At 70.8% G+C, this 23,906-nt stretch carries 20 protein-coding genes, 1 tRNA gene and 1 pseudogene; 12 read left to right on the top strand and 10 right to left on the bottom strand.

Annotation, left to right across the window (positions count from 1 at the left end):
• Positions 1-75: 75 nt before the first annotated feature.
• Genes ACXJY8_RS03540 through ACXJY8_RS03530 form a run of 3 tightly spaced genes read right to left on the bottom strand, consistent with a single transcriptional unit; the run spans position 76 to position 2,158 of the window.
• The gene (locus tag ACXJY8_RS03540) at positions 76-708 is read right to left on the bottom strand and encodes a TPM domain-containing protein (RefSeq protein WP_463776115.1); all 633 of its coding nucleotides are present in this window, start codon (positions 706-708) and stop codon (positions 76-78) included.
• Positions 698-1,513 (bottom strand): TPM domain-containing protein, encoded by an 816-nt coding sequence (locus ACXJY8_RS03535; protein ID WP_463776114.1) that lies wholly within the window; start codon positions 1,511-1,513, stop codon positions 698-700. The genes ACXJY8_RS03540 and ACXJY8_RS03535 overlap by 11 nt, the downstream gene beginning before the upstream one ends.
• 6 nt (positions 1,514-1,519) lie before the next feature.
• A complete protein-coding gene (locus ACXJY8_RS03530) occupies positions 1,520-2,158 on the bottom strand; it encodes a LemA family protein (RefSeq protein WP_463776113.1) in 639 nt (212 codons plus the stop codon).
• Positions 2,159-2,387: 229 nt separating this feature from the next.
• Here ACXJY8_RS03530 and ACXJY8_RS03525 point away from each other — a divergent pair, with 229 nt between their 5' ends.
• From ACXJY8_RS03525 to ACXJY8_RS03500, 6 genes and pseudogenes are all read left to right on the top strand, one after another.
• Entirely contained in the window at positions 2,388-2,705 is a 318-nt protein-coding gene (locus ACXJY8_RS03525) for an Rdx family protein (RefSeq protein WP_463776112.1), read from the top strand.
• 23 nt (positions 2,706-2,728) lie between these two features.
• A complete protein-coding gene (locus tag ACXJY8_RS03520; protein WP_463776111.1) occupies positions 2,729-4,927 on the top strand; it encodes a sensor histidine kinase in 2,199 nt (732 codons plus the stop codon).
• A gap of 554 nt (positions 4,928-5,481) precedes the next feature.
• Positions 5,482-6,855 (top strand): methyl-accepting chemotaxis protein, encoded by a 1,374-nt coding sequence (locus tag ACXJY8_RS03515; RefSeq protein WP_463776110.1) that lies wholly within the window; start codon positions 5,482-5,484, stop codon positions 6,853-6,855.
• A gap of 106 nt (positions 6,856-6,961) precedes the next feature.
• On the top strand, positions 6,962-8,494 hold the full coding sequence (locus ACXJY8_RS03510) for a class I adenylate-forming enzyme family protein (protein WP_463776109.1): 1,533 nt from the start codon (positions 6,962-6,964) through the stop codon (positions 8,492-8,494).
• Positions 8,495-8,664: 170 nt separating this feature from the next.
• Positions 8,665-8,756 (top strand) — tRNA-Ser (locus ACXJY8_RS03505).
• Between the two features lie 87 nt (positions 8,757-8,843).
• Positions 8,844-9,489: pseudogene (locus ACXJY8_RS03500) on the top strand (LLM class flavin-dependent oxidoreductase); the annotation flags it as partial.
• Between the two features lie 3 nt (positions 9,490-9,492).
• Here the strand turns inward: ACXJY8_RS03500 and ACXJY8_RS03495 are convergent.
• The 5 genes from ACXJY8_RS03495 to ACXJY8_RS03475 are packed head-to-tail and all read right to left on the bottom strand — an operon-like array spanning position 9,493 to position 13,273.
• Positions 9,493-9,936, bottom strand: coding sequence for a DUF6691 family protein (locus ACXJY8_RS03495; RefSeq protein WP_463776108.1), 444 nt, complete (start codon positions 9,934-9,936; stop codon positions 9,493-9,495).
• Positions 9,933-10,346 carry a YeeE/YedE family protein gene (locus tag ACXJY8_RS03490; protein ID WP_463776107.1) on the bottom strand — a complete coding sequence of 138 codons (414 nt, stop codon included), beginning with the start codon at positions 10,344-10,346 and terminating at the stop codon, positions 9,933-9,935. The genes ACXJY8_RS03495 and ACXJY8_RS03490 overlap by 4 nt, the downstream gene beginning before the upstream one ends.
• A gap of 56 nt (positions 10,347-10,402) precedes the next feature.
• Positions 10,403-11,320 (bottom strand): ABC transporter permease, encoded by a 918-nt coding sequence (locus ACXJY8_RS03485; protein WP_463776106.1) that lies wholly within the window; start codon positions 11,318-11,320, stop codon positions 10,403-10,405.
• Complete coding sequence (locus ACXJY8_RS03480) at positions 11,317-12,228, bottom strand: ABC transporter ATP-binding protein (protein ID WP_463776105.1); 912 nt, start codon at positions 12,226-12,228, stop codon at positions 11,317-11,319. The genes ACXJY8_RS03485 and ACXJY8_RS03480 overlap by 4 nt, the downstream gene beginning before the upstream one ends.
• 10 nt (positions 12,229-12,238) lie before the next feature.
• Complete coding sequence (locus tag ACXJY8_RS03475) at positions 12,239-13,273, bottom strand: ABC transporter substrate-binding protein (protein ID WP_463776104.1); 1,035 nt, start codon at positions 13,271-13,273, stop codon at positions 12,239-12,241.
• A 614-nt stretch (positions 13,274-13,887) separates the two neighbouring features.
• Here ACXJY8_RS03475 and soxC point away from each other — a divergent pair.
• From soxC to ACXJY8_RS03445, 6 genes are all read left to right on the top strand, one after another.
• Complete coding sequence (soxC, locus tag ACXJY8_RS03470; RefSeq protein WP_463776103.1) at positions 13,888-15,138, top strand: sulfite dehydrogenase; 1,251 nt, start codon at positions 13,888-13,890, stop codon at positions 15,136-15,138.
• A complete protein-coding gene (locus ACXJY8_RS03465; RefSeq protein ID WP_463776102.1) occupies positions 15,128-15,703 on the top strand; it encodes a c-type cytochrome in 576 nt (191 codons plus the stop codon). Before soxC ends, ACXJY8_RS03465 begins: the two co-directional genes overlap by 11 nt.
• Before the next feature lie 189 nt (positions 15,704-15,892).
• Complete coding sequence (locus ACXJY8_RS03460) at positions 15,893-16,084, top strand: hypothetical protein (protein WP_056180629.1); 192 nt, start codon at positions 15,893-15,895, stop codon at positions 16,082-16,084.
• Between the two features lie 54 nt (positions 16,085-16,138).
• Complete coding sequence (cysE, locus tag ACXJY8_RS03455) at positions 16,139-17,002, top strand: serine O-acetyltransferase (RefSeq protein ID WP_463776101.1); 864 nt, start codon at positions 16,139-16,141, stop codon at positions 17,000-17,002.
• Positions 17,003-17,462: 460 nt separating this feature from the next.
• Positions 17,463-18,854 carry a family 2B encapsulin nanocompartment shell protein gene (locus ACXJY8_RS03450; protein ID WP_463776100.1) on the top strand — a complete coding sequence of 464 codons (1,392 nt, stop codon included), beginning with the start codon at positions 17,463-17,465 and terminating at the stop codon, positions 18,852-18,854.
• Positions 18,841-20,949 (top strand): family 2A encapsulin nanocompartment cargo protein cysteine desulfurase, encoded by a 2,109-nt coding sequence (locus ACXJY8_RS03445; protein WP_463776099.1) that lies wholly within the window; start codon positions 18,841-18,843, stop codon positions 20,947-20,949. The genes ACXJY8_RS03450 and ACXJY8_RS03445 overlap by 14 nt, the downstream gene beginning before the upstream one ends.
• A gap of 142 nt (positions 20,950-21,091) precedes the next feature.
• On the opposite strand, the gene ACXJY8_RS03440 is transcribed toward ACXJY8_RS03445, so the two are convergent.
• Together ACXJY8_RS03440 and ACXJY8_RS03435 are read right to left on the bottom strand one after the other, a co-directional pair.
• Positions 21,092-22,351, bottom strand: a complete 1,260-nt coding sequence (locus ACXJY8_RS03440) for an MFS transporter (RefSeq protein WP_463776098.1) — start codon at positions 22,349-22,351, stop codon at positions 21,092-21,094.
• A 261-nt stretch (positions 22,352-22,612) separates the two neighbouring features.
• Positions 22,613-23,770 (bottom strand): Gfo/Idh/MocA family protein, encoded by a 1,158-nt coding sequence (locus ACXJY8_RS03435; protein WP_463776097.1) that lies wholly within the window; start codon positions 23,768-23,770, stop codon positions 22,613-22,615.
• Positions 23,771-23,906 lie beyond the last annotated feature (136 nt).

Here is a 23,906-nt window from a genome sequence, read left to right as displayed (position 1 = left end):
GAGCGGCTCCAATCGTTAGGGTTTGAATAACACATCCGGGGATTGTCACCGCGCGCGCGCGGGGCCCCTCCGGCTTCAATCGAGTTCGATGACCCGGTTCGGCAGGGCATCGACCGGCCTGGCCTCCGGCGGGAGCGGACCGGACAGGATGGCCCCGACCTCGACGACCGCCGCGACCAGTCCCGCCTCCGCCTCGCCGCGACGCAGGGCCGCCAGCAGGCTCTCGATGGCCCCGGCCCAGGCGGCGGCCGGGACATGCGCGGCGACGCCATGGTCGGCAACGATCTCGGCATGGCCCTCGGCCCTGGCCAGATAGATGAGCACGCCGGTCCGCCCCGCCGTCCGGCTGAGCCCGCGGGTGGTGAACTCGCGCAGGGCCTGCTCGTGCGCCCGGTCGCGGCGAATGACCCGCGGCACCAGGACCATGCGCAGCCGCGGATGCAGGCCGGCCAGCAGGGCCAGCAGGACCACGGCCACCTGGGTGAGCGCGATCGCGGCGGCACTCCACGGCGTCAGCGCGATCAGCGGCCAGGGCACGGCAAGGCCGGCCGCGAGCGCCAGCAGAAGTGGCGCGGAGCGGTAGAGACCGGCGCGGGCGGCCACCAGCACGACGATCTCGCCCGCCGTCCCGGTCTCGGCCCGGCGGATCGCCTCCGCGATCCGCGCACGCGCCGCCGCGTCGAGGAAGGGATGCCGTTCACCAGTCACCGGAGGCTCCTCCCCCACCCGACGAGCCGCCGCCCCCCGAAAAGCCGCCGCCGGAGAAACCGCCGCCATCGAAGCCGCCCGAAACGCCGCCGCTCCAGCCGCCCGAGGAGGGCCCGGGCAGGATGATGAAGCCGCCTCCCCTACCGCGACGGCCGCGGTTCATCCGGTAGACGACGAACAGGATGACGAAGAACAGCACGATGAAGATCATCACCTGCCCGGGATCGGCCTCGTCGCTGCGCACCTCCGCCTTGCGGTGCCACTCCTCGGCGTCGCCCGAGAGGATCGACAGCATGGCGTCGACGCCCGCATTGATGCCGCCGGCATAGTCGCCGGTCTTGAAGCGCGGCGTGATCGCCGTGGTGATGATCACCTTCGAGAGGGCGTCGGTCAGCGCGCCCTCGAGTCCGTAGCCGACCTCGATCCGGACCTTGCGCTCGTTCGGGGCGACGAGGAGCAGCGCCCCGTTGTTGGTCTTGGCCTGCCCGAGCTTCCAGGCGCGGAACAGGCGATTGGCGTAGTCCTCCACCGTGCGGTCCTGCAGGCTCGGTACGGTGGCGACGACCACCTGGTCGGAGGTCTTGTCCTCGTATGCCTTCAGCTTGGCCTCCAGCGCCGTGCGATCCTCGGGCTTGAGGATGCCTGCCGCGTCGACCACCCGCCCGGTCAGGGACGGGAAGGTCGGCTCGGCCGCGGCGGCCGGAACCACCGCGAGACCGAGGACGAGCCAGAGCCCGAGAATCAGACGCTTCGCGAGATCCCGGACGGGATACGCCTCGACCCATCCCGGACGCGGGCGGCCCATGGCGGTCTAGAACTTCACGTTCGGCGGGCGCTCGGAATTGGGCGTCGCCGTGAAGGTCTCCATCGGCTTCGCCTCGGGGTAGAACCAGGCCGCGATCCAGCGCCCGGGGATGGTACGGACCTCGGTGTTGTAGTCCTGGACGGCGGCGATGTAGTCGCGGCGCGCGACGGCGATCCGGTTCTCGGTGCCTTCGAGCTGCGATTGCAGGGCGAGGAAGTTCTGGTTCGACTTGATGTCGGGGTAGCGCTCCACCGTGACGAGCAGCCGCCCGAGGGCGCCGGACAGCTGGTTCTGGGCGTCCTGGAATTCCTTGAACTTCTGCGGGTCGTTCACCGTGGAGGCATCGACCTTGACGCTGGAGGCCTTGGCCCGGGCCTCGGTGACGCCGATCAGGACGTCCTTCTCCTGCTGCGCGTAGCCCTTCACCGTCTCGACGAGGTTCGGGATCAGGTCCGCCCGGCGCTGATACTGGTTCTGCACCTCGCTCCAGGAGGATTTCGCCCGCTCCTCCAGGGTCGGCACGCGGTTGATCGCACCACAGCCCGTCAGAGTCGTGCCGAACGCAAGGGCCGCGACCGCGATCCGGATCCGGCCGAGCCAGGTCCTGACCGGCCCCGCCGCCGGGATGACGACACCTGAACGCATGCTTGGACTCCTCGGAAGCGGATCGCGGCCGCGGAACGGAAGTCCCTGCGACGCGGAGTGACAGATAGGTACGCGGCGGCTGCGATAAAGGCGCACAGTGAAAAACGTGGCCGCACGCGAAACCCGGCGGGACGCGGATCGTGTCCGGGTCGCTGCCGCAAGGCGCCGCGCGTGCCGGTTGACGGGGCGCCGGTTGACAAGCCGTGAGCGATCGGTCGCTTTACCCGCCATGGACGAAACGCCCCGCCCATCGCCCGAGAAGCCGCGGGTTTCGATCACCTACTGCACGCAATGCCAATGGCTTTTGCGGGCGGGATGGATGGCGCAGGAGCTCCTGTCGACCTTCCGGGACGATCTCGGCGAGGTCGCCCTGATTCCCGGCACCGGCGGCGTCTTCGTGATCCAGTGCGGCAGCCACCTGATCTGGGATCGGACGCGTGACGGCGGCTTCCCCGACGTCAAGGTCCTCAAGCAGCGTATCCGGGACCAGCTCGCGCCCGAGCGCGACCTCGGCCATATCGATCGCGTGGGCGTCGATCGCCCATGACCAACCCGCCTCCCGATCAATCCATGACCGCGCGCCGCCCGGGGCGTCGGTGGTGGAGACCGAGGTCGCTCGCCTCCGCCTACGCCCATGTCCGCCAGCGCGGGTTCTCGACCCAGGTCTACCTGATCGCCCTGGTGATCGCGCTGATCGGACCGGGACTGATCTTCACGGCGATCCTCCTGGTACGCTATGCCGGAACGGAGCGGGCCCGGTTCGAACAGGACGCCCGCGAGAACGTCCGGGGCATCGCCCTGTCCGTCGATCGCGACACGGCCGGCCTCGTCTCCGTGCTCCAGACCCTCGCGACCTCGCCGCGGCTGAAGGACGGGGAGTTCGAGAACTTCGACGCTCAGGCCCGGCTCGTGCGCGACGCGGTCGGCCTCGACATCCTGCTGCGGCGACCGGACGGACAGCAGGTCGTGAACACGGCGGTGCCCCGCGGTGCGCCCCTGCCGCGCAGCGGTCTGCCGTTCGACCGCGAGATCGCCTCGGGCAACCAGCGTGCGGTCGTCTCCGGCTACGTCAAGGGCATGAAGCCGACGGACGCGACCTACGCGGTCGCCGTGCCGGTGCTCGGCGAGGGCGGCGTCAGGCACATCCTCAGCTTCACGGTGCCGATCAGCCGCCTGGAGAGCCTCGTCGCCCGGGAAGCCGTCGAGGGCTGGACCACCGGCCTTTCCGATCGCGACGGGATCGTCCTGGCGCGGGTGCCGGACCCCGATTCCGTCATCGGCACGCCGCGCCTCGCGACCCTGCGCCAGCACCAGACCGCGACGCCGAACGTCTGGGAGGGCAAGGATCGACGCCTGAAGCCGGTGACCGTCGTCGAGGCGCGTTCGCGTCTCACCGGCTGGACGGCGGTGGCGATCATCCCGCAGGCCCTGGTGGAAGCGCGTCTGCGCAACTGGATCTGGGCCTTCTGCGGGTTCGGGCTCCTGGTGCTGGCGACCTCGTCCATCCTCGCCGTGCACCTGTGGTCGCGGGTCTCGCGGCCCCTGCGCCGGCTCGCGGCGACCGGGCCGGCCCTCGCCCGCGGCGAGGTCATTCCCCGGATCACCTCGCCGATCCACGAGATCCGGCGGCTGGGCGACGTTCTGGCCGATGCCTCGCAGCGCCTGCGCCTGCGCAGCGACGAGCGCGACCGCGCCCTCGCCGAGACCGAGCGGGGCCTGAGCGCCCTGCGCGAGAGCGAGGCGCGCTTCCGGCACATGGCCGATTCCGCGCCGGCCCTGATCTGGATGACCGACGAGACGGCCCAGATCAGCTTCGCCAACATGCATTTCGACCACATGTTCGGTCTCCACACGTCGGCCGTGCTGGCCGGCGAGGATTGGCGCCGCATCATCTTCGCGGAAGACTACGAGACCTTCGCGACGCGCTTCCGGGATGCCTTCGCGGCGCGGGTCCCGTTCCAGGCCGACGTGCGGGTGATCGACCAGGACGGAGTCGTGCGCTGGCTGCGCTGCGAGGGCGTCCCGCGCACCGACGATACCGGAAACTTCCTCGGCTATACCGGCTGCAACGTCGACATCACCGACGCCAAGCGTGCCGCCGAGCACCAGCAACTGCTCATCCACGAGCTCAATCACCGCGTGAAGAACACCCTGGCCACCGTGCAGTCCATTGCCGGCCAGTCCCTGCGCCGACTGGAAGGGCCGGAGGCCACCGCCGCCCGCGCCGCCTTCGAGGCGCGGCTGCTCGCCCTCGCGCGGGTGCACAACGTTCTCACCCGGGAGAGCTGGGACGGTGCCGAACTCGGAAACGTCGTCGCCGATGCCATCGCGCCGCTGGATACGACGGAAGGGCAGCGCTCCCGCTTCCTCGTATCCGGTCCCACCCTTCGCCTGCCGCCGCGCCTGGCCCTCTCGATCGCCATGGCGCTGCATGAGCTCGGCACCAATGCGGTGAAGTACGGCGCGCTCTCGCAGGAGGGCGGCACCGTCACGATCGCCTGGTCGGTGGAGCGGCAGGCGGAGACCCGCCTGATCCTGCGCTGGAGCGAGGATGGCGGGCCGACGGTCGTTCCGCCGACCCGGACCGGCTTCGGTTCGCGTCTGATCGAGCGCAGCCTCGCCCGGGAGCTCGATGGCGAGGTTCAGCTGCTGTTCGCCGCGACCGGTGTCGTCTGCACCATCGAGGCGCCCGTTCCCCCGCCGACCCTGCTGGAGCGCAAGGCCGATCTCATCGGACCGCGCGAAGTCGCCCTGTCGCGCTCGGCCTGACCGGCGCCTCCGCCGCAGGCGCCGGCGAACCGTGCTCAGCGCGGCTTCCGGTCTACAATCTGGAGATGTCGCTGTGGCGAGCCGACCGGGCGGGCCGGTTTCGGTCACCGCTTGAGCGATTTCAGTTCAGCTTGGCAAAATTCCATCGTGCCCGAGGAACGCCTGATCGCGGGCGCCTCCCCGAATGCGGAGCAGTCGGATCGCGCGACGGTACGGAAATAGACGTAAGCTCCGGCGCCCCTCCTGGCGCGCCGTCTTGTCGGAAAATCGACGCCGACGTCGGGAAACATTGCCCGCGATCTCGGCTGCCAGGAAATTGAAGGCTAATGCTTTGGTTCAAGCCTTATAAATCTTTCCAGCTCTCGAACATCGCACGACTAGAAGAAAACAAGCACCGATTGCGCGAACGCGGCTTCATTGTTTGCGGTGCAGCGAGTTTCGTCGGCGCCCGACTGGGATGGCTTCAAATCATGGTGAGGATGTTTTCGCGCAATAAGGATACATTAATCGAAGACCGGTAGATAACAGCGTTACACCCTACAGGACCAACCGCGATGCTCGGCCTCCCCTTCGCTCGTTCCGCCACGAAGCAGCCCGCCGGCGACGCTGCGCCGGATGCCACGCGCACCGGCGACGAAGCGCGCCTCGTCCGGGCCGTCGAATCCCTGATGGCGAGCCAGAACATCGCGGGCATCGACCTGCCCGAGGGACCGCTTCGCGCGGCGATCGAACGGCTGCATGCGAACCGCGAGTCCGATCTCCTGCGCAGCCTCGGCACCACCGCCACCGTGGCGCGCGAAGCGTCCGAGGCCGCGACCAACACCGGTTGGATGACCTACGACGTCGGCGAGGTGGCGAGCGCCACCCAGACGATCGCCGGCGCCACCGAGGAGATGGCGGCCTCCGTGGCGGAGGTGGCGCAGACCTCCGAGACTGTGGTGACCGTGGCGCAGGATGCCCTCGCGGAGACCCAGGCCTGCATCCAGGACGCCCAGAAGGCGCGCACGGCGATGCACGAGATCGACGATCGCACCTCGCAGATTTCCGAGCGGGTCGTCGTCCTCGAGCGGGCCATCGCTCAGATCGAGGTGATGGCGACCACCATCGCGGCGATCTCGGCCCAGACCAATCTGCTGGCGCTCAACGCCACCATCGAGGCGGCGCGGGCCGGCGAGGCCGGCCGCGGGTTCTCCGTGGTGGCCGCCGAGGTCAAGTCGCTCTCGGCCCAGACCGCGAAGTCCACCGGCGAGATCCGCGGACTCCTGAGCACGCTCACCGCCGAGATGGGTGCGATTTCCGAGGCCGTGCACGAGAGCCGCAGCGCCGTCACCACTGGTCGGACCATCGTGGACCAGCTCGAGCACCGCATCGTCGAGACGAATGCCCGCATCGCCCAGGCGAGCGACCTCAACCAGGCGATCTCCCAGATGCTCGGCCAGCAGCGCGCGGCGACCTCCGAGATTTCCACCAGCGTCCAGAACATCGCCGCCAAGGCTGCCAAGACCCACGAGGAGATCGAGAAGATCACCAGCCGCTTGGTGCGCGCCGAGGCCACGGGCCAGACCGCCCTGAACGCCAACGCCCGTGACGTGCCGCTCTACGCCCTGGTGCGCCTGCCGGCCGATATCGGTGCCTGGAAGCGCAAGCTCGCCCGTGTGCTCGTCGGCATGGCGCAGCCGGACCCGTCGCTCGCGACCCTCTCGGGCCAGCCCGGCCGGAGCCTGAAGGCGGACCTCGCCGGCACGGCCCCCGCCGCCCATCCGGCCTTCGCGCGCCTCGCGGCGGCCGAGACCAAGGCCTTCGCGGAGGCCGGTCGGATGCTGGAAGCCCTGAAGGTCAGTAACTGGGACATCGGAACGCCGGCCTATCAGGCCGCCGCCGAGGCGATGAAGGAGATGCTGACCGCCGCCCGGGAGATCACCGGCTGAGACGTCGGACCCGGGGACGGTCGCCGGAACGGTCGATCGCAGGCGGGCGCCCTTGTCGGGGCGTCCGCTTTCGGCTTCCCTGCGCGGGTCGCTACGGAGCCTTCGCTTGACCGCATTCCCCGCCGCTGCCCCTGAGGCCTCCCGGTTCAACGGCGCGCGCTACTGCCTGGCCGAGAACGCACGCCTGCGTCCCGACAAGACGGCGCTGATCATGGCGGGGGCCGGCCACGACGTCCGGTCCCTGAGCTTCGGCGAGGTCGACCGCGCGGTCCGCAGCATCGGTGCCGGGCTTCGGTCCCTCGGTCTCGAGCCCGGCTCTCGGGTGATGATCCGCATGGGCAACGAGGCCGACTACGTCCTCGTCTATTTCGCGGCCCTGGCGGCCGGCCTCGTTGCCCTCCCCTCCTCGCCGCAACTGACCGAGCCCGAGGCGGCCTTCCTGATGGAGAATGCCGCTGCGTCGGTGGTGGTCATCGGCGCCGGCCAGTCCATCGATCCGGCCGGGCTCGGCGGCCGCATCCTGCTTCGATCCGAGGACATCACGGCCATGAAGGCCGGCCCGGGGCTGGCAGGCTACGCCGACACCGGAGCCGACGATCCGGCGACGCTGGTCTACACCTCGGGCACGACCAGCCGGCCCAAGGGCGTTCTGCATGCCCACCGCGCCATCCGTGGGCGCCGGCCGATGCATGCGCACTGGCTCGGCCTGTCCGAGCACGACGTGATGCTCCATGCCGGCACGATGAACTGGACCTACACCCTCGGCGTCGGCATCACCGACCCCTGGGCCTGCGGCGCCACGGCCGTGCTCTACGACGGTCCGCGTGACCCGGCGGTCTGGCCGGCCCTCATCGCCCGCCACCGGGCGACGCTGTTCGCCGCGGTGCCGAGTCTTTACCGGCAGATCCTGAAATATGCCGATCTCGGCGCCGTCGATCTCAGCACGCTGCGCCATGGCGTGACGGCTGGCGAGGCCCTGCCGCCCGAACTTCTCGCGGCCTGGACGCGGGCGACCGGAAAACCCCTCTACGAAGCCCTCGGGATGAGCGAGTGCTCGACCTACGTCTCGAGCGGACCGACGATCCCGGTGCGCCCCGGCTCGCCCGGCAAGCCGCAGCCCGGACGCCGGGTGGCGATCCTGCCGACGGAGGGGCCGGCCGAGCCGCTTCCGCCCGGGCAAATCGGGCTTCTCGCGGTCCACCGCTCCGAGCCCGGCCTGATGCTGGGCTACTGGAACCGGCCCGACGAGGAGGCGGCGGTGATGCGCGGTGAGTGGTTCGTCGGTGGCGACCTCGCGAGCCTCGACGCCGACGGCTATCTCACCTTCCACGGCCGCAACGACGACCTCATGAACGCCCTGGGCTACCGGGTCTCGCCCAACGAGGTCGAGGGCGTCCTGATCGAACATCCCGGCGTCGCCGAGGTCGGCGTGGCGGAGATGGCCGTGCGGGCCGATCTCAGCGTCATCACCGCCTTCGTGGTGCCGAAGCCCGATGCCGTGCTGGAGGTCGACGACATCCTGGCGTGGTGCCTCGATCGGCTCGCCGCCTACAAGTGCCCGCGCGAGGTGCGTTTCCTCGAGGCGTTGCCGCGCACCGCCAACGGGAAAGTCCAGCGCAAGCGCCTCGCCGGCGTCTGACAGCCGCGGCACCTTCGGACGGTTCGCCGGGATTCCGTGTTGCCGCATGCCTGCCATCCGTCGCGCCTGTGCCCCGGGCGGCACGCAGAGCGGGACGGCACCGATTTCCCGATGGCGACCCCAATCGTAGCTTGACCCGCCGGATGCGAAATTCTAGATCGACGGCCTGCGGAGACGTGGCCGAGCGGCTGAAGGCACTCGTTTGCTAAATGAGCATACCCCGAAAGGGGTATCGAGGGTTCGAATCCCTCCGTCTCCGCCAGACCCCTCCCATCGCGATAAGTCGTTGGTATCGCCCATTTGCGGCGGTCGTCGAATTCGCGTTTGTCCTTGATTTGTTCCTGTGGGTCTCGCGGTGGAAAAGCCTGGGCGCGCCCAGGCAGCGGCCCTTGGCTTCGACGCCGTGCTCGTCGCCCGATCCATCGCCCGGGGGCGGTTCGCCATCAACCTCGTGAAAGCCTGGACAGGGCCGAGTTCGGGCGGGCCGGCCTGCGCTTTCCGGCGCCCGACGCGCGCTAATCCTACCCCGCCGAATGGATCTGCCTCGTCGGCCGGCCGAAGGGGGGCGGGCGCGTCATCCACGCGGGGCCGCACTTCGAAGTGTCGGATTGCCAGCTGCGCCCCGCCCGCCGTCAACGGCCCGCTGCGCTACGGACTCTCGGCCTTCGTCATCGCCCGCGAGACCGATGCGGCGGCGCAGGCCGAACACGCGTGCCTGCTGGCCCTGGCCCGACCGCGACGCGGCGCTGCGGGCCGACACCCGGGCGCGCACGGACACGGCGAGCGTGATGTTCGCCAAGACCGACGCGGCGGCCTCCCGCCATGTCGGGACCAACGGCGGCACCGCCGCCGGCCACGTCCGCAGCTACGACACCCTCGCGTCCCGCATCCGCGCCTTCCATGCGGCCGGCATCGAGCGCTTCAGGCTGCAATTCCAGCCGTTCGGGACCGAGATGCGGCGCTTCGCCGTAGATGTCCTGCCCCGGGTGCGCTGAGGCTCAGGCGCGGGCGACGAACCGCTGGTGGGCCGCCATGCCCGCCAGCATGGCGGCGACGAAGACCGCCACGGGCAGCGCCCCCGTCGACAGGGCCGCCACGGCGGGGCCGGGACAGAGGCCCGACAGGCCCCAGCCGATCCCGAACAAGGCCGCGCCGCCGATCAGCGGCCGGTCGATCCGGCGGTTCGTCGGCAACTCGTAGGCGGCTGCCAGGGCCGGGCGCGGCAAGCGGCGGGCCAGGGCGTAGCCGAGGCCGGCGACGCTTACCGCGCCGCCGAGCACGAAGGCCAGCGTCGGGTCCCAGGCCTGACGCCCGTCGAAGGCACCGGTCACGTCGAGGAAGCCCTGGACCCGGGCCGGGTCGAGCATGCCCGAGAGCGACAGGCCGAGCCCGAAGATCAGTCCGGCGGCGAGGGCCGCGAGCAGCCGGAGCGCCGCGCTCACGCCAGCGCCCGCAACAGGGCGACGGTGAGCATGCCGGTCCCCAGGAAGGTCAGGACCGCCGCCAGCGAGCGGGCTGAGAGCCGGGCGAGGCCGGCGACGCCGTGGCCGCTGGTGCAGCCCGAGCCGAGACGGGTGCCGAACCCGACGAGGAGGCCGGCGACGGCGAGCACCGGCAGGGAAGCGACGAAGCGCATCGCCGGCCAGGCCCCGGTGGCGAGGGCGAAGACCGGCGGACCGGCGATCAGGCCGGCGACGAAGGCGGCATCGACCCACCGACGCAGGCCCCGATCCCGGCCGAGGCCGGCCACGAGGCCGCTGATCCCGGCGATGCGCCCGTTCAGGAGCATCAGGAGCGCCACCGACAGGCCGACCAGCGCGCCGCCGGCGAACCCGGACGCATAGGTGTTCATCGGAATGGGCCCTGCTCCGCCACCGCGTGTCGCCTCATACTCTACCGAGCCCTATCCTAGCGGGCCATGCCCCAGCGCCGCACGGTCAGCCGCTCGAAGGCCGCGAACACGAGGTTCTCGACCACGAGGCCGATGACGATGACCAGGACGAGCCCGGCGAAGACCCGGTCGGTGTAGAGCTCGTTGCGGTTCTGGAAGATGTACCAGCCGAGGCCACCCCGCCCCGAGGAAGCCCCGAACACCAGCTCGGCCGCGATCAGGGTGCGCCAGGCGAAGGCCCAGCCGATCTTCAGGCCGGACAGGATCGCCGGCAGGGCGGCTGGGATCAGGATCTGCAGGACGTAGGACGGCCCGCGCAGGCCGTAGTTGCGCCCCGCCATCCGCAGGGTCTCGGGTACGCCCTGGAAGCCCGCATAGGTGTTGAGCGCCATCGGCCACAGCACCGAGTGGATCAGCACGAAGATCAGGCTGCCGGAGCCGAGGCCGAACCAGAGCAGGGCGAGCGGCAGCAGGGCGATGGCCGGCAGCGGATTGAACATCGCCGTCAGGGTCGAGAGCAGGTCGCGGCCGAACTGCGTCGAGACCGCGAGCGTCGTCAGCCCGAAGGCCAGCACGATGCCGGCGAGGTAGCCCTGCACCAGCACGGTGAGGGAGATCCACACTCGGTCGATGAGCTCGCCGTTGGCGAGGCCGTCGAAGAGGGCCGACATCGTGGCGAGAAATCCGGGCAGCAGCAGGTCGTTGTCCTGCCAGCGCGCCAGCCCCTCCCAGACCAGCGCCAGGGCGGCGATGATCAGGCCCTTGCGCAGCCAGTCCCGCTGCCACAGCCGCGCGCCGAGCGGCAGCGTGCGTTCCACCGGTGCCTCCACGAAGGGCGCGAGCACCCGGTCGTATTCCGGGCGGACCGGCGGTACCAGATCGCGCGGGATGCGGTTCTGGATGAAGCGATCGGGGCGGGTCGCGGACGCGCTCATCGGGCCGCCTCCGCAGGGGCGTCGGTCTCGAACAGGCGCGCGTGCAGCCGCTGCACCGCTCCCTGGAAGGCCTCGCTGCCGATGCTGGAGAGATCGAACGCGTGGCTGTTGAACTCGGCCCGCACCCGGCCGGGATGGGGCGAGAGCAGGGCCACCCGGTTGCCGACCACGAGCGCCTCCTCGATCGAATGCGTGACGAAGAGCAGGGTGAAGCGGGCCTCGTCCCAGAGGGCGAGCAGCTCTTCCTGCATCCGCCGCCGGGTCAGGGCGTCGAGCGCCGCGAAGGGCTCGTCCATCATCAGCACCCGGGGCTGCATCGCCAGGGCGCGGGCGATGGCGACGCGTTGCTTCATGCCGCCCGAGAGCTGGTGCGGGTAGCTGTCGGCGAAGGGGGTGAGCCCGACCTTGTCGATGTAGTGGCGCGCGCGCTCCTGCGCCTCCCGCCGGCCGAGCGCCTTGGCGGCGCGCAGCGGGAAGGCGACGTTCTGCGCCACCGTCTTCCAGGGCGGCAGTTGGTCGAATTCCTGGAACACCACGATGCGGTCGGGCCCGGGCGCCCGCACCGGAGCGCCCGCCAGGGTGATCGCGCCCTCCACCGGCGTGATGAAGCCGGCCGCTGCTTTCAGCAGGGTGGACTTGCCGCAGCCCGACGGCCCGAGCAGGACGAAGCGGTCGCCCGCATGGATGTCGAGGTCGATCCGGTGCGTGGCCCGCACCACCCGCTGCGGCGTGCGGTATTCCAGGGTGACGCCGCGGATCTGCAGCAGGGGCGACGGGTCGAGCGCGGGGGGAGGCGCGGGCTCCGGTGCCGGCCGGGCGGGGGCGGCGTCGCGCCGGCCGCCGTCGCGCGGGCGCGGCTCGGCCAGTTCGAGAACGGACAGGTCGGACAGGGTGGCGGCGCAGATCATCGCGGGCCGCTCAGCTGCCGGTATCGATGCGCGGATCGGCGAAGAAGTAGTCGCCGATGGCCTGGGGCGCGGACTTGATCGCCCCGACCCGATGCATGAACTGGCCCAGCCCGAGGGTATTCTCCGGCGCCACCTTGAAGGTCACGGCCGGGTTGGTGATGATTGTCTTGAGCAGCGCCGGATCGAGCTTGCTGCTGGTCGTCCGGACGTAGATTTCGGCCGCCTTGTCGGGGTTCTCGGTGATGAACTTCGCCGCCTCGTCGAGCGCGTCCAGGAAGGCCTTGTAGGTCTTCGGGCTGGATTTGTAGAACGCCTCCGTCCCGTAGAGCACCGTCGAGGAGGACGGGCCGCCCTGGACGTCGTACGAATTCAGGACGATGCGGGCCTTGGGGTTCTCCGCCAGTTCCTGGTCCTGGAAGGGCGGATTGCCGAAATGCCCGGAGATCTCGGTGCCGCCCTTGATGATCGCGGCCGCCGCCTCCGGATGCGGGACCGCGACGCTGATCCGGTCGAGCCTGGCGAAGTCCTTGTCGCCCCAGAGCTTGGCCGAGGCCCATTGCAGGATGCGCGACTGCACCGAGACGCCCACCGCCGGCACCGCGATCCGGTCCTTCTCGCCGAAATCGGCGATGCTCTTCACCGCGGGATTGTTGGTGACGAGGTAGTAGGGAAAGTTGCCGAGCGAGGCGACGCCCTTGACGTTCTGCCGGCCCCGGGTGCGGTCCCAGAGGGTGAACAGCGGACCGACCCCGGCCCCGGCGATCTCGATGTTGCCGGACAGCAGCGCGTCGTTGACCGCGGACCCGCCCGAGAGCTGGACGTAGTCGACCTTGATGTCGAGGCCGGCCGCCTTGCCGTGCTTCTCGATGAGCTTCTGGTCCTCGACCACGTTGAGGAGCAAGTAGACGACGCCGAACTGCTTGGCGATCCGCAGCTGGCCCTCGGCCGCCGCCGCGGCGCCGGAGAGCGTCGCGCAGAGCGCCAGTCCACCGAGCAGGGCCCCGGCGAGCCGCCGCGAGAGGAAGGTGTGTCGTCTGGTCGTCATCTGGCCCGCCGCTGACTTGTTGGGAGACACTGTCTCGCTTGGGGCAGTAATCTTGTTCCGAGGAGGCGATCCTGCCCGGAGAAGCTGCCTCGTCCGAGGAGATATGCGGCGATCCGGGTCGACAGCGCGCTCCGGATCGATGACGAAGATGTTATCCTGGGTCCGAGGCGCGTCAATAAAAGCGAAGTCTTTATTCGAGTGGTGGCGGAGATGGTTTGCGTTCCCGGCCTCGGGTTCCGGAGAGCATTTCTCGCGAGGCGCACTTTATCGCCGAAACTCCGGCTCAGATGCTGGGAAATGCCGCTTCTTCTTGGTTTGGCCTGGCGGTCGGCCCGCTCGGCCGCCGCTTGGACGAACGGCCGCTCCGGTGACCCCGCCAGCCGCGGGGGTGGAACCCGCTCGTGCTTCCAGACGAGGAATGCTTCCAGTTCTGGCCGAGGCGGAGGCTATTCCTCTCGCACCGGACAGAAAAACGAAAGACCCTTTCGTTGATCGCCCCGCCTGAATACGGTTGAATGCCGGTCTTCGGGGCGCCGTTGATGCGGCCCGCCCGCGCTCCGTCGCGGGCGGCCTCCGTGCCCCGATCCTCCCCACCCTCGTGCGGATTCCGTCCCATGCCCCCTGACGCCCTGCGCCGGCTCGCGCATCGACGCAGTTTCCTCCGCCTCGCCGGCGCCGCCGCCGGTGGGGTCGGGCTCACCGCAACGGCCCGCGCCGCGGGCGCCGTCGAGCCCCTGGAGGTTCCCCCGTGGAGCCGCACCCCCGGGGCGCCGGTGGCCTCGCCGGCCTATGGTCAGCCCTCGCCCTTCGAGCGGCTGGGACGACGGCCGCGCACGCCGCCACCCTTTCCGGGGGCGGCCTCGACGGGCACGCCGCTCCAGCACCTGCACGGAATCATCACCCCGAACGGCCTCCATTTCGAGCGTCACCATGCCGGCGTCCCGGCGATCGACCCGGACCGGCACCGGCTGGCGATCCACGGCCTGGTGGAGCGCCCCCTCGTCCTGACTATGGACGACCTGCTGCGGATGCCCGCCGTGTCGCGCATCCACTTCCTGGAATGTTCGGGCAACACGCCCTGGCTCGGGGCCAAGCCGTCCTGGACCCTACAGGAGAGCCACGGCCTGCTCTCCTGCTCCGAGTGGACCGGGGTCGAGCTCGCCACCCTGCTCGACGAGGTCGGCGTGAGGCCGGGGGCCGCCTGGATCCTCGCCGAGGGTGCCGACGCCTCGGGAATGAGCCGCAGCCTTCCCCTCGACCTCGCCCGCGACGGGGCGATCCTGGCCTATGCCCAGAACGGCGAGCGCCTGCGCCCGGAGCAGGGCTATCCGCTGCGGCTGTTCGTGCCCGGCGTGGAGGGCAACCTCAGCGTCAAGTGGCTGCGCCGCCTCAAGGTCGGCGACCAGCCGTTCCAGACCCGCGAGGAGACTGCGAAGTACACCGACCTGATGCCGGACGGCACGGCCCGGCAGTTCAGCTTCGTGATGGAGGCCAAATCCGTCATCACCACGCCTTCGGGCGGCGAGCGCCTGGGCGAGCCGGGCTTCCGGGAGATCCGGGGCCTCGCCTGGACCGGGCGGGGCCGGATCGCCCGGGTCGAGGTCTCCGCGGACGGGGGCGCCCGCTGGCAGGCGGCGACCCTCGAAGGTCCGGTCCTGCCGCGCTGCCTCACCCGGTTCCGGCTGCCCTGGCGCTGGGACGGCGGCCCGGCCCAGCTCCTCAGCCGCGCCACCGACGAGACCGGCTACGTCCAGCCCGATCGCGCCGCCCTGGTGGCGGTGCGGGGCACCCAGTCCTTCTACCACAACAACGCGACGTTCGGCTGGCGGATCGCCGCCGATGGAGGCGTCAGCCATGCGGGTTAGCCTTCTCGGGTCCCTCGCCTGCCTCGTGCTGACCGGTGCGGCCCTGGCTGATCCCGGCGGACCCGCCGCCGGCCTGCGCGGCCCGTCAGGCCGCCTCGGGATCGGCCGTGCGGCCACACCGGAGCTCCTGGCCGCCTGGGACATCGACGTCCGCGCCGATGGCCAGGGCCTGCCCCCGGGCCACGGCAGCGTCCGCGACGGTGCCGCCCTGTTCGAGGCGCGCTGTGCGGCCTGTCATGGGGCGAAGGGCGAAGGCGGCAGCGCCGACGCGCTGGCCGGCGGCCAGGGCTCTCTCGCCACGCCGAAGCCGGTCCGAACCGTGGGCAGCTACTGGCCCTACGCCACCACCCTGTTCGACTACATTCGCCGTGCCATGCCCTTCGACGCGCCGCAAACCCTCAGCGCAGACGAGACCTACGCCCTGAGCGCCTACGTCCTCCACCTCAACGGCCTCCTGCCGCAGGACGCCGTGTTGGATGCCGGCGCACTCCCGGCGGTGGTGATGCCGAACCGGCACGGCTTCACCGGGGACGCACGCCCCGACATCTTGGTGACGGGCCGCTGAGGCCACTGGAATCGGCCGCGCAGGACAAGCCTGCTCCCGGGACCCGTCCGGGAGGAAGGCCGTGCCCGCAGGCGGCCGATCTTTGGAAACCGCTGTCATTGACCCCGGAGGCCCCGGATCGGCAGACTTCTCAGAGGTGCGGCGCCCCCGACGCCCCCTCCAGCGAAGACGTGCAGATCGGAGTAAACGATGGTTCTCGGAGATCAGGTTGTGTTCGCCCGGCTCGACGTGGCCGATGCCCTCGGGATCTGGCGCCACGCCACCGGTCGCATCGTCGACGTCCTGCCGGCCCGGGACGGGGCGCAGGTGGTGGACGTGCAGTTCGAGGGGCACGGCCTCCTGGTGGGCTACATCGCCGCTCTGTTCCAGCGCGTCGGTTGAGGCCGGTGCCGCCGTGCGCCGCTCGGACCGCCCGATGCACATGACCCCATCCCCATGACAGCCGGCAGCCACGCCTCGCGCGTACCCAGCAGCCTCCTGCGCCCACCCCTGCGCAGCGTGAGCCAGACCACGGCCGGCGCCGACGTCTGGCGGGCGATGCGTGCCGAGGCGGAGGCGGCCCTCATCGAGGAGCCGCTCTATGCCGGCATCATCCAGGCGACGGTGCTCGACCAGCCGAGCCTGGTCCATGCCTTCGCCTACCGCCTCGCCCATCGCCTCGGCGACGGCGACCTGGCGCGGCTCTCAACCCGCGACCTCTGCCTCTCGGCCTTCGAGGCCGACCCGCATGCGGGCGAGCACGCCGTACGCGACCTCGTGGCCATCCGCGAGCGCGACCCGACCTGCCGGCGCTACCTCGACCCCTTCCTGTTCTACAAGGGGCTCGCGGCGCTGGAGAGCTACCGGGTGGCGCATTGGCTCTGGCACCAGGGCCGCGTCACCCTGGCGCTGCATATCCAGAGCCGGATTTCCGAGGTGTTCGGCGCCGACATCCATCCGGCGGCGCAGATCGGCTCCGGCGTCTTCATCGACCATGCCACCGGCGTCGTGATCGGTGAGACCACGGTGATCGCCGACGACGTCTCGATCCTGCAATCCGTGACCCTGGGGGGCAACGGCAAGGAGAGCGGCGACCGCCACCCGAAGATCGAGCGCGGTGTCCTCCTCAGCGTCGGTGCCAAGGTGCTCGGCAACATCCGGGTCGGCGAGGGCGCGAAGGTGGCCGCCGCGGCCGTCGTCCTGCACAACGTGCCGGCCCACACCACCGTGGCGGGCGTGCCGGCCCGCGTCGTATCGCGAATCAGCGCGGCCGAAGACCCGGCCCAGAGCATGGACCAGTTCTTCGGCGACGGGATCTGACGGGTGTCTGGGCCGGACGGTCCCCGGGGCCGCGACGGACCCGTCTGTCCGAATTCCGGCCGATACCCGGCCCCGCCGTGCGCGCCGATCTCCCCTCCGGGGCGGGCCGGGCCTCGGACCGGAGTGTTCCGATCGCTTCCTCGGATTCCACATCCTGAAGAACAGGCTTCTCTGTTTATTCAGTCTAAAGACATTCAATCTTGTGTGCGTTCCAATTAAGAGCGACTCATACTGGAATGAGATGAAACATAGAAAATTATTTCATTGACGCTGTGTCTCCGCCACGGTTAGAACCGCGTCACTTCCGGCCCTATGCAAATAATCACGGCGGGAACGACAAGAATTTGCCGTGGTCGCCGCAGTGCTGTCCTCGAACGCACAGTCGCTCGACTGTGCGCACGCCGATCCATGTCCGGATGCGCACGGCATCACCCGACAAACCAGACGGAGACGACCAACCATGAGCGGACAGGGGCAGAGCGTGGGCGCATCCGCAGCACGCAATCTATCGACGGCGACCGTTACCTCGGTCCAGAACCTCGCCAACACCCCGCGCTGGCTCCTGCGGCTCCTGCCCTTCGTCAACGTGGATGGCGGCGTCTACCGCGTGAACCGGCGCGCCGTCGTGCTGGCCAAGCCCGGCCGCATCGCGTTCGCCAGCGCCGACAAGGCACGCACGATCAGCCCCGCTTCCTTACGCGCCGTGCCGCCGTTCAGCCGGCTGGGCGATGCCGAACTCGCGGCCCTCGCCGACCGGTTCACCGAGAGCAAGCACAAAGCCGGCGAGACGATCTCGGAAGGCGGCGCGGGCGACCGCAGCCTGACCATCGTCGCCGACGGCACCGTCGAGCTGTCCCTGTCGGGCCCCTACCAGAACCGCCTGCGCTCGGGCCTCGCCACGCGCGGCGACTTCTTCGGCGACGACACCCTCACGGGCGACGGCCAGCCCGCGCCCGCCGTCAAGGCGCTCTCGGCCGTCACGCTGCTGACCCTCGACCGGGCGGCCCTGGACGACGCCGCCGTCAGGAATCGCATCGCGCAGTATGTCGAGGAGCGTGATCGCCTGAAGGGTCACACCAACAGCCACGGCGAGCAGGGCATCGAGCTGCTCGCGGTGCAGACCGGCGCGCCGCGCCTGCCGACCACCTTCGTGGATTACGAGATCGATCCGCGCGAGTACCACCTCTCCACGATCCAGACGATCCTCAACACCCATACCCGCGTCACCGACCTCTACTCCAACGAGATCGACCAGCTGCGCGAGCAGATCCGCCTCACGGTCGATGCCGTGAAGGAGCGGGAGGAGTGGGAGCTGCTCAACAATTCCGAGTTCGGCCTGCTGAACGAGGTCGGCGGACGCCAGCGCATCCCCACCCGCGGCGGCCCGCCGACGCCGGACGACCTCGACGAGCTGCTGACGCTGGTCTGGAAGAAGCCCGCGTTCTTCGTGGCGCATCCCCGCGCCATCGCGGCCTTCGGCCGGGAAGCCACCCGCCGCGGCGTGCCCCCGGTGGTGATCCACCTGTTCGGCGCGCCGTTCATCACCTGGCGCGGCGTGCCGCTCGTGCCGAGCGACAAGCTGCCGATCGACACCGATCCGGTCACCGGAGCCCAGACCACCTCGATCCTGCTGCTGCGCGTCGGCGAGGGCGAGCAGGGCGTGGTCGGCCTGCAGAAATCCGGCGTCACTGGCGAGATCGAGCCCGGCCTGTCGGTGCGCTACATGGGCACCAACGACCATTCCATCGCCTCGCACCTGGTGACCCGCTACTTCTCCGCCGCCGTGCTGGTGGAGGACGCCATCGCACGCCTCGATAACGTCCTGCTGGGTAACTACCATGACTACGCCTGAGGCCGGCGTCTTGGGCTCGTCCGGCTTCGGCCTCCCCACGGGCGCGGCCGGCGATACGGCGCATGCCGACCTCGTCGGACGCATCGCCCGCGAGATCTACGGCCAGGGCCAGGCGGCGTCCGCGCCGCTGGCCCCCGCGCTGCCGGCCACGCCGCAGGGTCCCCAGGGTCTGGAGAGCCTTCCCCAGGCCCCCGGGCAGCCATCGCTTCCGGGTGTTGCCATCGGCGTGCCTTCGGTGCCCTCGGGCGCCCTGTCGTCGGGCCTCCAGCCCGACGCCGCGGTCCTCGGGGCGCGCAACGTCGGTGGCCCGAGCGTCGGGCTGCCGGGCCTGACCGGGCCGTCGGCCGCCAACCCGTTCGGCGCCACGCCCGTGCCGGGGGGCGCCGGCTTCGTCGACACGGCAACGATCCCCTCGGTCCATCCCCTCGCCGACCCGTTATCGGCGCGGCACGGCCTGCCGGAATTCTTCGTGCCCACCGTGCCGGAAGTGGCCGCCTTCCTGCCCGGCGGCCCCGACCTGCACCGGACGATCGCCCAGGACCATCCGCGCGCGAACGCCTTCGCGCACGCGATCGCACCGAGCCTCGTGCCGGCCGATCCAGCGAAGCGTGGCGGCGGCATCGCCGAGAAAGACCTCGCCCGGAAAGACCTCGCCCAGGAAAACTTCCAGCGCACGGGGCGCCTCTCGGGCGAGCCCGTCCACCCGGCGCAGCCGGGCGGTGACGCGGCGTCCGCGTCGGGCGACTATTATTTCCTGTCCGATTCTTCCCCGACGCAGTCCCGGCGCGCCTCGAAGCCGCACGCCTCCCCGCGCGCCGAGCCCTCGCGGCACGGCGGGCCGGCCCCGCGCGTGACCTCCCACGGGTCGAGCCCGGTGGCGGCGCCCTTCGATGTCGAGCGCGTCCGCGAGGACTTCCCGGCCCTCCACCAGAGCGTCAACGGGCATCCCCTGGTCTGGCTCGACAACGCAGCCACCACCCACAAGCCGCAATCCGTCATCGACGCCACGTCGGAGTTCTACGCGCGCCACAACTCGAACATCCACCGGGCCGCCCACACCCTGGCGGCGCGCTCCACCGACCTGTTCGAGGGCGGGCGCGAGAAGGTCCGGCGCTTCCTGAACGCGCCCTCCAAGGACGATATCGTCTTCCTGCGCGGCACCACGGAGGCGATCAACCTCGTGGCCAACGCGTATGGCCGCGCGAATATCGGTCCGGGCGACGAGATCATCGTCAGCCAGATCGAGCACCACGCCAACATCGTGCCCTGGCAGATCCTGACCCAGGCCACGGGCGCGACCCTGCGGGTGATCCCGGTGGACGACCGCGGCGAGATCATCTTCGAGCAGTTCGCCGCCCTGCTCTCGGGCCGTACCAGGATCGTCTCGGTGACCCACGTCGCCAATGCGCTCGGCACCATCAACCCGGTCCGGGAAATCATCGCGCTGTCCCACGCCTACGGCGTGCCGGTGCTGGTGGATGCGGCGCAGTCCTCGCCGCACATCCCCCTCGACGTGCAGGCGCTCGATGCCGACTTCCTCGTCTTCTCCGGCCACAAGGTCTTCGGACCGACGGGCATCGGCGCCCTCTACGGCAAGAAGCACCTCCTGGAGGCGATGCCGCCCTGGCAGGGCGGCGGCCACATGATCGAGGACGTCACCTTCGCGAAGACCGTCTACAAGGGCGCGCCGGAGAAGTTCGAGGCCGGCACGCCCGACATTGCCGGCGCGGTCGGCCTCGGCGCCGCCCTCGATTACTTGGAAGGGGTCGGCCTGCCCGGCATCGCCGCCTACGAGCACGACCTGCTGGACTACGCGCAGGCCGGGCTCGCCGACGTGAAGGGCCTGCGCCTGATCGGCACCGCCCGCCAGAAGGCGAGCGTGATGTCCTTCGTCATCGACGGGCACGCGAACGAGGCGGTGGCCCACCATCTCGACGCACGGGGCATCGCGGTGCGCTCGGGCCACCATTGCGCCCTTCCGGCCCTGCGCCGTTTCGGCGTCGACCAGTCGGTGCGGGCCTCGCTCGCCTTCTACAACACCCGCGCGGATGTGGACGCCTTCCTGACGGCGCTGCACAGCCTGCCCCGCCGGTAAGGACGCGGGTCCCCGCTTTCCGCGCTCCGCGTCCGGCGGCGGCCATCCCGCCGGACGCCGCCCTGTGCCCCGCGGTCCGCCGGTCGAGCGGGCGCCGGCAGGGCCGGAAGCCCGTGCGGTCGCGCGCTCGGGGGCCGCGCCGTCAGGGCCGGGCGACGGCCATCCGGGTGCCCCCGCGCCGGTCGGCGACCATCGACACGGCCCAGATCGCCAGGCCCCCGAGGGCCAGGGCGACGCCGACCCAGCCGGTCGCGGGCAAACCGAACCCGGCCGTGAGGGCGAGCCCGGCGAGCCAGGGGCCGAGGGCGTTGGCGACGTTGAAGGCGGAGTGGTTGAGGGCGGCGGCCAGGGTCTGCGCGTCCTCCGCCACATCCATCAGGCGGGTCTGCAGGATGGTGGCGAGTCCGCCGCCGCAGCCGATCAGGAAGACGACCGGACCGAGGGTCCAGAGGCTTCCGGTGGCGTAGGGGTAGAGGGCGAGCGCGGCCGCGCTCCAGACCAGGGTCGCGCCGGCCGCCGGCATCAGCGCCCGGTCGGCCGCCCAGGCGCAGGCGAGGTTGCCCAGGGTGAGGCCGAGGCCGAAAAGGGCCAGCACCGGCGGGATCGCGCCGGGCGACGCGTGGGTGACCTCCAGCATCGTCGAGGCGAGGTAGGTATAGACCGAGAACAGGCCGCCGAAGCCGATGGCGCCGGTGGCGAGGGTCAGCCAGACCTGGCCGCGCCGCAGGGCGCCGAGTTCCCGCAGGGCGCTGGCCCCCTGCGCCGGCGCGCCCAGCGGCGCGTGCAGCCGCACCAGGATCGCGGTCGCCAGCGCCAGCAGGGCCACGAGGCCGAAGCTCCAGCGCCAGCCCACGAGCTGGCCGATGCCGTTGGCGAGCGGCACGCCCACCACCGTCGCCACGGTGAGGCCGGCGATCACCCGCGAGACCGCCTGCGAGCGCCGCTCGCGCGGCACGAGGGACGCCGCGACCAGGGCCGCCACGCCGAAATAGGCCCCGTGCGGCAGGCCGGCGAGGAAGCGGAAGGCCAGCATCCAGGGGTAGCTCGGCGCCAGGGCCGAGAGCCCGTTGCCGAGGGCGAACAGCAGCATCAGGCCGACGAGGAGGGTGCGCCGCGCGATCCGGGCGGCCAGCACCGCGATGACGGGCGCGCCCACCACGACCCCGAGGGCATAGGCGCTGATGACGTGGCCCGCCGTGGCGGCGTCGATCCCGAGATCGGGGGCGAAGGCCGGCAGCAGGCTCATGGCGGCGAACTCGGTGGTGCCGATCGCGAATCCCCCCGTCGCCAGCGCGACGAGGATCAGGGTCGGGTGCGACGCGGGCGCCGGACGGCCGGGGGTGGCGTCCGCCGCGGCGGCGGCCTCGAGCGGGGCGGTCTCGGGGAGATCGACCAGACTCATCGGTGGCCTCCCGCGCCAAGGTCTCCCGCGCCAAGGTCTCCCGCGCCAAGGTCTCCCGCGCCAAGGTCTCCCGCGCCAAGGTCTCCCGCGCCAAGGTCTCCCGCGTGACGGCGGTCGAGGCCGTGGGCCGGCGCGGCGCCGGGCCGGCCGGCACGGATCTGGGTCGGGCCCGGCTCGGGCCGCGTGAAGGTGTCCATGGGTCTCTGAGGTCCGCTGTGAGGAGCCAAGGCCCCGGGCGCGTGCCCGGGGATCGGGCCGCGATCAGTTCTTCGGCACCTTGTCCTTGCCCTTGCCCGGGTTCGAGGTGTTGACGAGTTCGGGCGACGCCTTCGCCCGCAGGGTCTCGCGCTGGGCCTCGGTGTCGATCCGCTTCGCGCGGGTGAACGGCTCCAGTCGCACCGGTCCGCCGGTCTTCAGGGCCTCGACGATGCCCTCCAGCACCCGCACGTCGGCATAGCCCTCCTCGCCGTCGGGCTCGGGGTCGCGGTCGTTCAGGATGCAGTCGGAGAAGTAGCGCAGCTCGCCGCCGAAATGGTCGGTGTTGCGGAAGCTCTCGTGGGTCTTGGTCTCGCCGAGCGTGACCGTGTGCTCCAGGGACTTGCCGTACATGTAGCCGGGATTGACCTCGACGCTGCCCTTCGTGCCCACCACCGCGTAGGTGTCGAGGGTATTGCCGACATAGGACAGCACGAACTGCGCCAGGCGCTCGCCGGGGAAGCGCAGGGTGACCGCGACGGTGTCGTCGAAATCGCCTAGGCCCGCCTCCGGATGGCGCACGCCGACGGCCGAGACCACCTCGGTGGGCTCCGCTCCGAAGACGTAGCGGGCGGCGTTCACCGGATAGGGGCCCATGTCGAAGACCGGGCCGGCCTCGACGCCGCTGCGGGCCCGGTGGTTCTCGGGCGAGACCATCTGGGTGAAGGTCGAGGTGAAGGTGAGGAGGTCGCCGAGCTTGCCCGAGCGGATCAGGTCGATCGTCGCGAGGGTCGCGGGCTCGAAGTGCAGGCGGTAGGCCACCATTAGCTTCGCCGAGGAGGTCTTCGCGACCGCGAGGATCTCGCGGCACTTCGCCGTCGAGACCTCGAGCGGCTTCTCCACCAGCACGTGGATGCCCGCCTCCAGGGCCGGGATCGCGAACTCCGCGTGGCGCCAGTTCGGGGTGGCGAGGTAGATCGCGTCGATCTTGCCCGAGGCGAGGAGCTCGCCGAACTGGGCGTAGTCATAGGAGTCGGTGACGCCGTACTGCGCGCCGACGCCCCGCGCCTTCTCGGGATCGCCGGTGACGAAGGCCACGACCTCGGAATTGCCGGTATGCGCCACACCCGGCAGCATCGCCTCCTGGGTGATGTCGCCGAGGGCCACGAAGGCGTAGCGGACCTTGCGGCCCGAGGTCAGGCCGAGGGCGGATGCGAGGCTCATGCGGATCTCCGGGGGCACGGGGAAGCGGGTCGGGCGTTCGGCTCGCGGCCGGGTGCCGGGGCCGAACGGGCTGCGTCCCCCGTCAACTGTGCGCTGCAGCGAATGTTGCATAGGGATGCAGTCCGGCGCACATGGA

Source organism: Methylobacterium sp. TK31 (genome assembly GCF_055361545.1).
This window is presented reverse-complemented; position numbering and strand designations above follow the sequence as displayed.

Excerpts from the sequence above, each read along its gene's own strand:
- ACXJY8_RS03535 (WP_463776114.1), bottom strand. The coding sequence starts at position 1,513 with ATGGGCCGCCCGCGTCCGGGATGGGTCGAGGCGTATCCCGTCCGGGAT.
- ACXJY8_RS03530 (WP_463776113.1), bottom strand. The coding sequence starts at position 2,158 with ATGCGTTCAGGTGTCGTCATCCCGGCGGCGGGGCCGGTCAGGACCTGG.
- ACXJY8_RS03525 (WP_463776112.1), top strand. The coding sequence starts at position 2,388 with ATGGACGAAACGCCCCGCCCATCGCCCGAGAAGCCGCGGGTTTCGATC.
- ACXJY8_RS03520 (WP_463776111.1), top strand. The coding sequence starts at position 2,729 with ATGACCGCGCGCCGCCCGGGGCGTCGGTGGTGGAGACCGAGGTCGCTC.
- ACXJY8_RS03515 (WP_463776110.1), top strand. The coding sequence starts at position 5,482 with ATGCTCGGCCTCCCCTTCGCTCGTTCCGCCACGAAGCAGCCCGCCGGC.
- ACXJY8_RS03490 (WP_463776107.1), bottom strand. The coding sequence starts at position 10,346 with ATGAACACCTATGCGTCCGGGTTCGCCGGCGGCGCGCTGGTCGGCCTG.
- ACXJY8_RS03485 (WP_463776106.1), bottom strand. The coding sequence starts at position 11,320 with ATGAGCGCGTCCGCGACCCGCCCCGATCGCTTCATCCAGAACCGCATC.
- ACXJY8_RS03480 (WP_463776105.1), bottom strand. The coding sequence starts at position 12,228 with ATGATCTGCGCCGCCACCCTGTCCGACCTGTCCGTTCTCGAACTGGCC.
- ACXJY8_RS03475 (WP_463776104.1), bottom strand. The coding sequence starts at position 13,273 with ATGACGACCAGACGACACACCTTCCTCTCGCGGCGGCTCGCCGGGGCC.
- soxC (WP_463776103.1), top strand. The coding sequence starts at position 13,888 with ATGCCCCCTGACGCCCTGCGCCGGCTCGCGCATCGACGCAGTTTCCTC.
- ACXJY8_RS03465 (WP_463776102.1), top strand. The coding sequence starts at position 15,128 with ATGCGGGTTAGCCTTCTCGGGTCCCTCGCCTGCCTCGTGCTGACCGGT.
- ACXJY8_RS03460 (WP_056180629.1), top strand. The coding sequence starts at position 15,893 with ATGGTTCTCGGAGATCAGGTTGTGTTCGCCCGGCTCGACGTGGCCGAT.
- cysE (WP_463776101.1), top strand. The coding sequence starts at position 16,139 with ATGACAGCCGGCAGCCACGCCTCGCGCGTACCCAGCAGCCTCCTGCGC.
- ACXJY8_RS03450 (WP_463776100.1), top strand. The coding sequence starts at position 17,463 with ATGAGCGGACAGGGGCAGAGCGTGGGCGCATCCGCAGCACGCAATCTA.
- ACXJY8_RS03445 (WP_463776099.1), top strand. The coding sequence starts at position 18,841 with ATGACTACGCCTGAGGCCGGCGTCTTGGGCTCGTCCGGCTTCGGCCTC.
- ACXJY8_RS03440 (WP_463776098.1), bottom strand. The coding sequence starts at position 22,351 with ATGAGTCTGGTCGATCTCCCCGAGACCGCCCCGCTCGAGGCCGCCGCC.
- ACXJY8_RS03435 (WP_463776097.1), bottom strand. The coding sequence starts at position 23,770 with ATGAGCCTCGCATCCGCCCTCGGCCTGACCTCGGGCCGCAAGGTCCGC.